Genomic DNA, 5,870 nt, shown 5'->3' on the forward strand with positions numbered 1-5,870 from the left:
GGTGGCGATGTGCGCGCAGAACGCGCCGTCCCGCACGCCGATGCCGTATTCGGCCGACAGCACCGCCGACAGCCAGCCCGGTTCGAAGCCGTCGAGGGTGAAACTCACGGTGCCGGTCCGGTCACCCTCGTCGTCGAACAGCCGCAGTTCGGCCAGCCCCGGCACGGCGGCCAGCCCGGCCCGCAGGCGCGCCAGCAGCGCGTGCTCGTGCGCCGCCAGCGCGTCCCAGTGCGCCCCGAGCTGCTCGCAGGCGACCGCGAGGGCATGGACGCCGACGATGTTGGGTGAACCGGCCTCGTGCCGTTCCGGGCCGGAGTGCCAGGTGACGCCGACCCCGGTCTCGTGCCGGGTGACGGCCTTGGTGGCGCCACCACCGGCCAGATACGGCGTGGCGGCGCGCAGCCAGTCGGCGCGGCCGATCAGCGCGCCCGCCCCGAACGGCGCGTACAGCTTGTGGCCCGACAGCACCACGTAGTCGACATCGAGGCCGGTCAGCGAGACCGGGCGGTGCGGGGCGAGTTGCGCCGCGTCCAGCGCGGTGCGGGCGCCGTGCCGCCGGGCGACCGCGGCGATCTCGGCCACCGGCAGGGTTTCCCCCGTGACGTTCGACGCGCCGGTCAGCACCACCAGCCGGGGCCCGGCCGGGCAGGCCGCCAGCGCCCGCTCCACCGCGGCGACGGCCGCGAGCCGGGTGCGCGGCGCCGGGATGCGGACCACGTTCGGGCCGCGCCACGGCAGCAGCGCCGCATGGTGCTCGGTGTCGAACAACACCACCGAGGTGTGCCGGGGCAGGGCGCGCGCCAACAGGTTCAGGGCGTCGGTGGTGTTGCGAGTGAAGATCACGGTGTCCCGGTCGCGCGCGCCGGTGAACTTCCGCAGCACCTCCCGCGCCCGCTCGTAGACCCTTGTGGACACTTGCGAGGCGAAACCGGCGCCGCGGTGGGCACTGGCGTACCAGGGCAGGAAGGCGTCCACGGCGTCGCGGACCGCGGCCAGGCACGGCGCGCTGGCCGCGTGGTCGAGATTGGCGTAGGCGGTCTCTCCCCCGGTCACCAGCGGGACGCGGGTGCCCAGCACGGCCGGGATGTCCTGCGGGACAGGGGTTTCGGTGCTGCCGATGGTGCTGTCGGTGATGTTGCCGACGGTGAGCGTCACGACGTCTCCTGGACGACCCAGGGACCCGGGGGGTCCGCGCTTGCCCGCCGCACCGCGCGGCGGACCAGGTCCTCACCCGGGGCACCCCACCGCGGTAGGAGGGTTGCCGGCCAGCGAGCCGGGGCTTCGCGCTGGCACTCATGACCTGTGGGCAGCCTAGCCGAACGCGCCGGGACGAGGCGACCGGCGACCGGATGGTGGGACGGCGGTCACCGGCCCGATTCGCCGCGCCAGCGCGCCAGCGGGCCCGCCCGGTCCACCGCGCGCAGCCGCCGCTCGGCGGTTTCGAGCGCCGATTCGGTGGCCACCACCAGCAATTGGTCGCCCTCCTGCAGCCGGGTGGTCCGCTGCGGGGTGAAGCTCTTCCCGTCACGCACGATCAGGCTCAGCGACGCCCCCGCGGGCAGGCGCAGCTCGGTGAGGTAGACGCCGTGCAGCCGGGATCCGCGCTGGATGCGGACCTGCAGCAGCGCCGCCTGGAGCTCGTCCAGCGCCGCGGAGTCCACCTCGATCTCCTTCGGCTCGGTCTCGGCGGACAGGCCGAGCACCCCGGCCAGCCTGCTCAGCGTCGTGCCCTGCACCAGGGTGAGCACGACGACCAGCACGAACACCGCGTCCACCAGCCGCTGCGCGTCCGGCAGGCCGAGGGCGAGCGGGATCATCGCGAGCACGATGGGCACCGCCCCGCGCAGTCCCGCCCAGGACAGGAACACCTGCTCCCGCCAGGGAACGCGGAACGGCAGTTGCGACACCAGCACCGACAGCGGCCGGGCGAGCAGCAGCACCACCGCGCCCGCCACCAGGCCCGGCACCACCGCGGACAGCAGGCGTTCCGGGGTGGCGAACAGGCCGAGCAGCACGAACAGCCCGATCTGCGCGAGCCAGCCCATGCCCTCGGCGAAGGACACCGTGTCGGAACGGTGCGGCAGGCGGGCGTTGCCCAGGATCAGCGCGGCGACGTAGGTGGCGAGCAGTCCCGACGCGTGGGCGAACTGGCCGCAGGCGTAGGCGACCACGCACATCGCGACCGTCGCGAGTGGATAGAGACCGGTGGCGGGCAGCGCGGCGCGCCGCAGGGCCCACGCCCCCAGCCAGCCCAGCGCCGCCCCGACCGCGAGACCGGCGAGTAGTTCGTAGACCACCAGCAGGGGCAGCGTCCAGTCCAGCCGCGAGCCCTCGGCGAGCACGACCACGGCGATGTAGGCCGGGGCGTCGTTGAGGCCGGACTCGATCTCCAGCGCCCCCACCAGCCGCCGCCGGATGCCGAGCGTGCGCAGCACCGAGAACACCGCGGCCGAGTCGGTGGAGGCGAGCACGGCACCCCACAGCAGAGCCATGCGCCAGTCCAGGCCCAGCAGCCAGTGCAGCGCCGCCCCGGTGATCGCCACGCTCAACCCGACGGCCACAGTGGACAGAACGATTCCCTGTGCCAGCGCGGGTTTGACCGACGACCAGCGTGTGGTCAGGCCGCCTTCGGTGAGGATCAGCACCAGTGCGGCGAGTCCGAGCGACTGGGTCAGCGTGGGATCGGTGAGCTGGATACCGAAACCGGCCTTGCCGAGCAGCACCCCGAGCAGCAGGTAGAGCAGCAGCGAGGGAAGACCGACCCGGGTGGAGAGCCGGACCGCGAGCACGGAGGCCAGCAACACGGCCGCGCCCAGCCCCAGCACGACCGGAAGTTCCGCCACCGCACCTCCCCTGCCGACCCGCCTCCCTTCAATCATAAGGGTTCGGCAATACGTCCCGGATTCGGCCCGGGCGCACCGGAAAAACCGCCACCGGCCGTCCGAAGTGGTCAGGCGCGGCGAAGGGAATCCAGCAGCTCACCCAGTCCGGGCGGCGCGTCGGCCAGTTCGATCAGCTTCTCGCGGGCGCGTTCACCGCGTACCACCACGATGTCGCGGCTGCGCACACCCAAGGCCTTGGCCAGCACCTTGCACACCGCCTCGTTGGCCTTGCCCTCCACCGCGGGTGCCTTCACCGACACGATCAGCGCGCCGCCGTGTTCCCCGCCGACCGCATCCCGTTTCGCACCGGGTTTCACGCGGATCGTGAAGCGCATCAGGCCGCCACCGCCCCGGTGAGCACCGTTTCCGCGACGCCGAGGCGGGCGAACGGCTCGGTCCGGCGGAGGAGGATCGCGCGGTGCGGTTTCCGGTCCAGCCAGCCCTCGGCCACGGCGTGGCCGAGCAGCGCCGCTCCCAGCGCACCGCCGAAGTGCTCACGGCGCTCTGTCCAATCCAGACACTCCCGCAGCAGCGGCCGGTCCCGGGGCGCGGGCACCGGCACACCCAGCTCCGCCAGCACCGCGCGGCCCTGCTCGGTCACCGTCAGCCCGGAAGCGAGATCGACCAGCCCGGTACGCAGCATGCCGTCGCGGACGGCCACCCCCAGGATGCCGGCGAGATGGTCGTAGCAGGTGCGCGCGAACGACAGCCTGCGCGCGCGCACCGACTCGCGCAGGCCGCGCACCGGCCTTCGTTCGGCGTGCTGCGCCAGCTGCTCGATGAGCTCGGCCACCCGCGGGTCGGTGATCCGCACGTAGCTGTGCCGTCCCTGCCGCGCCCCCGTGACGAAACCGGCATCCCGCAACCGCGTGACGTGCTCGCTCGCCGTGGACGGGCTGATCCCGGCCGCCGTGGCCAGCTCCCCCACGGTCCAGGCGCGGCCGTCGAGCAGGGCCAGGCACATCGTGGCCCTGCTCTGGTCGGCGAGCACGGCGGCGACCTCGGCCAGTGCGAGGGTGTTCATGCCCTTACCGTAGGGCAGCCTCGTTTCGGCCGTCGCCGACACGGTGCGCTTGTAGCTTCCGGCGCATGCGCGAACGCCTCACCCTGCTCTCCGGGCTGGCTCTGCTGTCCGGGACCGCCTTCCTGTTCGCCGAACGCCACGAGCGGGCGATGCTCCCGCTGGGCCTGCTGCGCCGGGGGCGGTTGCCGATGTCGGCGGCGGTGGCGCTGCGCATGACCTACGGCGCCCTCCTGCTGCCCAGCCTCCAGCTCCAGCACCGGCCCGGTACGAGCGCACTGCTCGACGGGGTCGAGTTGCTGCCGCTGCCGGTCCTGGTGATGGTGACCTCGCCGCTGGCCGGGAGCCTGGTCACCCGGTTCGGCCCGCGCCCGGCGATGACGGCGGGCATGGGCGGTCCTGTGGTCGTGATTGGTCGGTGTTGCGGGTGCTGGGCTTGGTTTTAGCCGGTCGCGCCCGGAGCCGGGTCCGACGCGCGGAAGGTGCGCCGGTAGGTCGACGGGGCGACCCCCGCTTCCGCCGCCAGGTGTCGACGCAGCGAGGTGGCGGTGGCGAAGCCGACCTCGTGGGCGACTCGATCCACCGGCAGGTCGGTGGACTCCAGCAGGTGCCGTGCCCGCCGCAGCCGGTGCTGGGTCAGCCAGCGACCGGGACTCATGCCGGTCTCCTCTCGAAAGCGCCGGGCGAAGGTACGGGTGCTCATCGCCGCGTGGGTGGCCAGTTCGTCCAGCGACAGCGGCGTTTCGAGGCGCTGCAGTGCCCAGTCACGCGTCGGCCCGGTGCCGGTCGTGCTCGCCGGCGGCACGGGCTGTTCGATGTACTGTGCCTGCCCGCCGTCCCGGTACGGCGGCATGACGCACTGGCGGGCGACCTGGTTGGCCGCCTCGCCGCCGTGGTCCTGGCGCACCAGGTGCAGGCAGACGTCGACCCCGCTCGCCGCCCCGGCCGAGGTCAGCACGTCACCGTGGTCGACGAACAGCACGCCGGCATCGAGTTCGACCTGCGGGAACAGTTCCCGGAAGTAGTCGGCCAGCGCCCAGTGGGTGGTGGCCCGCCGCCCGTCCAGCAGACCGGCCGCGGCCAGCAGGAAGGCACCGGTGCAGATGGACACCAGACGGGTGCCGGGGCGCACGCGGGACAGGGCTGCGACGGCCCGCGGGTCCGGGGCGGCGGCCGAGGCCGGGGAGATCGCGTACGGGGGGATGACGAGGGTGTCCGCCTCGGGCAGTACCTCGGGACCGTGTCCGGGGGTGACGGTCAGGTCCGCGTCGGTGCGTACGGGCTGTCCGTCCACGCTCGCGGACAACACCTCGTAGCGGCCACCGGCTGATCCCAGGACTCGGTGCGGGATGCCGAGTTCGAAGGGGTAGACGCCGTCGAGGACAAGGACGACGACCTTGTGGGCGCCCGGCCGCGGGCGGCGCATCCGGCGGTCGAGTTCGGTCGCGCGGTCGGCGAGGTCACGGGCCCGGGACGACGCAGCGCGGGCGAGCAGAGTGCTGCCGGCGCAGGGAACGTGGCGGACGGCAGAGTCGGGGGGCATGGCAAGAACGTATCGGAAGATGACCTTCTTGCCATCGTCGCGGGCCGGGGCGTCCGGCCAGGATGACGACATGACTTCGACCGACACCGCTGAACACCCCGGCTCCACGGGCACCCCGGTGATGCTCGCCCTGCACCAAACCGCCCTTGGTGGCCCCGAGGTCCTGCGGCTGACCGAGCTTGCACGGCCCGCGCCCGGCCCGGGAGAGATCCTTGTCGCCGTGCACGCGGCCGGACTCAACCCCACGGACTTCAAACACCGCGCTCACACCATTTTCCTGCCGCCACCGCCGATGACCCTGGGGTGGGACGTCTCCGGCACCGTGGTGGAGACCGGCGTCGGCGTCACCCTGTTCCGGCCCGGTGACGAGGTGTTCGGCATGCTGCCCTACCCCTACGGCGCCGGTTCCCACGCGGAGTACGTG

Annotated in this window: 7 protein-coding genes and 1 riboswitch; of the genes, 2 read left to right on the forward strand and 5 right to left on the reverse strand. The window is 73.1% G+C overall.

Translation table 11 applies throughout. From position 1 onward, the window contains the following. The 4 genes from FNH05_RS30085 to FNH05_RS30100 form a co-directional block, all read right to left on the reverse strand. On the reverse strand, positions 1–1,119 hold a 1,119-nt coding region (locus FNH05_RS30085; RefSeq protein WP_246128018.1), incomplete at its 3' end, for an aminotransferase class V-fold PLP-dependent enzyme. 67 nt (positions 1,120–1,186) lie between these two features. Further along, positions 1,187–1,301, reverse strand: a riboswitch (SAM riboswitch). Positions 1,302–1,364: 63 nt separating this feature from the next. Then, positions 1,365–2,843, reverse strand: a complete 1,479-nt coding sequence (locus FNH05_RS30090) for a potassium/proton antiporter (RefSeq protein ID WP_144592234.1) — start codon at positions 2,841–2,843, stop codon at positions 1,365–1,367. Between the two features lie 107 nt (positions 2,844–2,950). Beyond that, positions 2,951–3,217, reverse strand: coding sequence for a DUF167 domain-containing protein (locus tag FNH05_RS30095; protein WP_144592235.1), 267 nt, complete (start codon positions 3,215–3,217; stop codon positions 2,951–2,953). Continuing rightward, positions 3,217–3,906 (reverse strand): ArsR/SmtB family transcription factor, encoded by a 690-nt coding sequence (locus FNH05_RS30100; RefSeq protein WP_144592236.1) that lies wholly within the window; start codon positions 3,904–3,906, stop codon positions 3,217–3,219. The genes FNH05_RS30095 and FNH05_RS30100 overlap by 1 nt, the downstream gene beginning before the upstream one ends. A 65-nt stretch (positions 3,907–3,971) precedes the next feature. Between FNH05_RS30100 and FNH05_RS30105 the strand changes: the two genes are divergently transcribed. After that, positions 3,972–4,349, forward strand: a complete 378-nt coding sequence (locus FNH05_RS30105; protein ID WP_144592237.1) for an MFS transporter — start codon at positions 3,972–3,974, stop codon at positions 4,347–4,349. Here the strand turns inward: FNH05_RS30105 and FNH05_RS30110 are convergent. Continuing rightward, positions 4,346–5,446 carry a GlxA family transcriptional regulator gene (locus tag FNH05_RS30110; protein WP_144592238.1) on the reverse strand — a complete coding sequence of 367 codons (1,101 nt, stop codon included), beginning with the start codon at positions 5,444–5,446 and terminating at the stop codon, positions 4,346–4,348. The two genes, FNH05_RS30105 and FNH05_RS30110, sit on opposite strands and share 4 nt — an antisense overlap. A 70-nt stretch (positions 5,447–5,516) precedes the next feature. Here FNH05_RS30110 and FNH05_RS30115 point away from each other — a divergent pair. Beyond that, positions 5,517–5,870, forward strand: a 354-nt coding sequence (locus FNH05_RS30115; protein WP_186382806.1) for an alcohol dehydrogenase catalytic domain-containing protein, incomplete at its 3' end; no start/stop codon positions are given.

The organism is Amycolatopsis rhizosphaerae (assembly GCF_007713715.1).
GTDB lineage: Bacteria > Actinomycetota > Actinomycetes > Mycobacteriales > Pseudonocardiaceae > Amycolatopsis_E > Amycolatopsis_E rhizosphaerae.